We start from the raw sequence: 3,564 nt of genomic DNA on the forward strand, positions 1-3,564 counted from the left end.
CCGACAGTTCATGGCGACGTATCACCCGACCATGATCCACCACCCAAGATCATTTGACGACAAACCCTAGGGGTTTACATGGGGTGCGGGGTGATCAGGGCGAAGGCGGCGCCTTGGGGGTCCTGGACCACGGAAATTCGCCCTGCGGGCATGTCGAACGGCGGCTGGAGCACCTGGCCGCCGGCTTTGGTGAGGAGGTCCACGGTGGAGTCGGTGTCGTCGACAGCGAAGTAGGTGAGCCAGTGCGAGGGGGCTTCGTTGGGCGTGTCCTCACCCTGGACGGAAATGCCGCCGACCGTACGGCCGCCCGCGTTGATCCCGTAATAGTCGTCCATCCCCTCGGCGCCCTCAGTCTCCATCGGGGCGATGTCGATGCCCAGGGCAGCGGGGTAAAAGGCGCGGGCGCGGGCGGCGTCCCGCGTGGCCAACTCGCTCCAGATCAGGGCGCCGTGCTCGTTGGCGATGCCGGCACCGGGGAAGTCCTTGGCCTGCCAGATGCCGAAGACGGCTCCGTCGGGGTCTGCGGCGATCGCCATACGCCCCAGGGTGGCAACGTCGCCCGGCGGGAACAGGACGGTACCGCCGCTCTCCGTGATCGCCCGCGCCGTCGCGTCGGCGTCCGCGGTCGCGAAGTAGGTTGTCCACGCCGTGAGGGGCGGCGACTGGTCATCCATCGGCTGCGCGGACATGATGCCGGCAACCGACTTGCCGCGCAGTTCACAGTTCGCGTAGCCCCCGAACTCGGGCGGTCCGATCTCGCCCTGCCAGCCGAACAAATCGCGATAGAAGTCCAGTGCGGCTTGCTGGTCGGGGACGCTGAGATCGATCCAACACGGAGTCCCAGGCACGTACGGAGCGGTGATCTCGGACATCGTCTGCCTCCTGCTGGTCTGTGCAGCCGCCAATTGCGGGGCGCGCCGTTTGTCGGATCCGATCCAACGTGCCCGCCGCCATTATGGTCAACCGTGTTGGCATAATGTGCGACATGGTGGTGGAGGGAGCCGGATCTATCACTCGTTCATCGACCAGAGCCTTGCGTTCGCCATGCTGGACGCTGCCTCGCTGGGCGCCAGCGGCTCTGTCCCGCGGCAGAATCCGCCGCGCGGATTGCAGTGGTGAATTGAGCTTGATCTTTAACCTGTGCGGCGGGGACGCGGGTTTGTTGACTTCTTCGTCCGTCGTTTCGCGGAGTCCGGTTTCCCGACTGTGTGCACATCGTGGCGTGGGGCGGGCCGGGCGTTCTGCCTCCGGATGGCCGTCCCGGGCCGGGGCAGAAGATTTCGGCACTTCGGCTGGACAAGCGGCCTTCGGCCGCAGTGCCGAAAAGTCGCGACGAACTCGTGCGGGGGTGAGTCACCGACCGGATCGCGGCGGACGAGCCGACTCCGCGGTAGACGTTGTGTCGTCGGGGCGGCGATGACGTGCACGTTCATGCCGTGCCTGCGGTGTTTCCGCTCTGCCTGGCGGTGACAGTGGCATCGTCACCTAGCGCCAGCCGTAGCGCGTCCAGCGGTGGGCCCAGGAACCGCTGCCCGTCTCCAGTGCGCAGATCACCGAGTAGGGCCAGCCAGCCGGGAACGGGAATGTGCTGGTCCTTGCCCCGCCCGTAGGTGTGGCAAGGATCCGCTGCGGTGAGGTGTGCGCACTGGGCCGCAGCCAACAGATGAGGTAGGCGACAAGGACCAGCAAGCCGTCCGCCGCCCTCGGCAGCGGCACGGTGGCCAGGGCCCTTCGCGGCCGGGCGACATCGACCCGCCCCGCGAACAGGGCGCCATAGAGACCGCCGTGCCCGCGCCGGTGTTCGCCCACCAGCGACCGGACCGGACCATCCGCGCACAACACGGCGTCCGAGAGTTCGAACAGCGCATCCGCGCGCCTGGTCAGACAGGAGTAGAACTCACCCCGGATTCCTAATGGTGTTTGTCAAGCAGCGAGAGCGATAGGGGGCACTGGTTGATAGCACCGTCCATCGCGCAGAAGGGCCCACAGGACGTTGACTCGGCGACGGGCGAGGGCGAGGACCGCTTGGGTGTGACGCTTGCCCTCGGCCCGCTTGCGATCGTAAAACCGTCGCGATTCCTCGCAGTAGCGGATGCTGAACATCGCTGAGGTATAGAAGACTCGCTGGAGCCGGCGGTTGTATCGCTGGGGGCGCCGCAGATTGCCGCTGATCTTGCCGGAGTCGCGGGGGACGGGTGCGACTCCTCCGAAGCCGGCCAGGCGGTCGGGAGTACCGAAGAAGCTCATGTCACCGCCGGTGGCAGCCAGGAACTCGGCACCGAGGATGATGCCCAGGCCGGGCATGCTGGTGATCACGTTGAAGGTGTGGTGGCCACGAAACAGGGCCTCGATGAGCTTGTCGAGCTCGTCGATTTCCTGGTTGAGGTCCATCACCTCTTTCGCCAATGTGTGCAATGGGTGTCTGACACCGGTACACCCCACACCGAGCACGCCTCAACACACCCACTCGCCCCCCACATCAGCAACTTGGCAAGGCCGTCACTGCTCCTCCTGCCGCTGGCTTCGCTGGTTGTGTCGTGCGCGTGCGTGCCGGGGCCCGGACTCGGGTGCCGACTCCCTGGCCGGAGCCGATTCCGCGGCGGGCTTTCCCGGGACCCAGGAGAGCGAGAGCGCACCGCCGATGAGGGAGAGCAGGAAGCCGATGACAAAGCCACCTAGGTTGGCGATGGGGATGGAGACCAATGCCAGCAGAATCGTTGCGAGACCTGCGAAGCGGACTATGTGGTGAAACCACATAGTGAGGCCCAGCGTGATCAGCAGTACGCCGATGATTAGCGCGCCAGCGCCCGCGGTGGTCTGCATCGCGAACCTGATGTGACCGAGCTCGAAGGTCGCGTACGGGAAGTAGGCGATGGGGATTCCGCCGAACAGGGTGAACAGACCCGCCCAGAAGGGCCGCTGGCCCCGCCAAGTACGAAAACCCCGCTGACTAGCGCGGTTGTGGCGCCTGTGCCGCCCCGGTGACACTGAAGACTCGGCGCTCATGGAAAACAACTCCCTGGAACTGGTATTTCTGTGTGAAGAGTTGAGCGGGCGGGCGAAGCTGTGAAGGCTTTCCCCGCCCGGACGGGATGACCGTCAGTACCACAGCGCGTCGAGGTCCGTGTAGGGGCGGTGGCTGCCGTCGACGCGGTACCCAGCACCACGGCTGCAAGCATGAGGCCGACGTTTCTGCTTGTCTTTCCTTGGCGCACAGATACCTCTGGAGTACGAGTGGTAGTTGTCAGGGCAGGTAGCAGAAACACGACGAGTGCCGGGCAGATAGGACCCAGCTTTCATTGAAGAGTTTCCTGAAGTGCGCTGGCACAACGCCCCGAAAAACTCCCACCTCCCAGCGGAAAACCCATAGCGCCGGACGAGGACGCCGAATGCCGCAGCGGATGGGACCATACCCAAGAGGGCGCCGGAAGCACACCCCCTAAGAATTTCTGGATAATGAATGCACGGGTTAAGAGGCTCTTAAAGAGGTCCACAGGTCCCGCGACGGGGCCCCGGCCACCGGCTAGAGGCCCGGGATCCGGCCGTTGCGGAACAGGTCGACGA

The 3,564-nt window shown here is 65.3% G+C and carries 3 protein-coding genes and 1 pseudogene; all 4 read right to left on the reverse strand.

The annotated features are described in order from the left end of the window. Positions 1-74 precede the first annotated feature (74 nt). The 4 genes and pseudogenes from ABZ070_RS36160 to ABZ070_RS36175 all read right to left on the reverse strand — a co-directional run bounded on the left by ABZ070_RS36160 (position 75) and on the right by ABZ070_RS36175 (position 3,006). Positions 75-872 carry a VOC family protein gene (locus ABZ070_RS36160; RefSeq protein WP_356640308.1) on the reverse strand — a complete coding sequence of 266 codons (798 nt, stop codon included), beginning with the start codon at positions 870-872 and terminating at the stop codon, positions 75-77. A gap of 613 nt (positions 873-1,485) precedes the next feature. Further along, positions 1,486-1,842 carry a hypothetical protein gene (locus tag ABZ070_RS36165; protein WP_356640310.1) on the reverse strand — a complete coding sequence of 119 codons (357 nt, stop codon included), beginning with the start codon at positions 1,840-1,842 and terminating at the stop codon, positions 1,486-1,488. 81 nt (positions 1,843-1,923) lie between these two features. After that, a pseudogene (locus ABZ070_RS36170) lies at positions 1,924-2,406 on the reverse strand (transposase); the annotation flags it as partial. A 93-nt stretch (positions 2,407-2,499) separates the two neighbouring features. Continuing rightward, a complete protein-coding gene (locus tag ABZ070_RS36175; RefSeq protein WP_356640312.1) occupies positions 2,500-3,006 on the reverse strand; it encodes a DUF6114 domain-containing protein in 507 nt (168 codons plus the stop codon). Between the last annotated feature and the right edge of the window lie 558 nt (positions 3,007-3,564).

It is taken from the genome of Streptomyces sp. NPDC006283, from assembly GCF_040613325.1.
GTDB lineage: Bacteria > Actinomycetota > Actinomycetes > Streptomycetales > Streptomycetaceae > Streptomyces.

Excerpts from the sequence above, each read along its gene's own strand:
- ABZ070_RS36160 (WP_356640308.1), bottom strand. The coding sequence starts at position 872 with ATGTCCGAGATCACCGCTCCGTACGTGCCTGGGACTCCGTGTTGGATC.
- ABZ070_RS36175 (WP_356640312.1), bottom strand. The coding sequence starts at position 3,006 with ATGAGCGCCGAGTCTTCAGTGTCACCGGGGCGGCACAGGCGCCACAAC.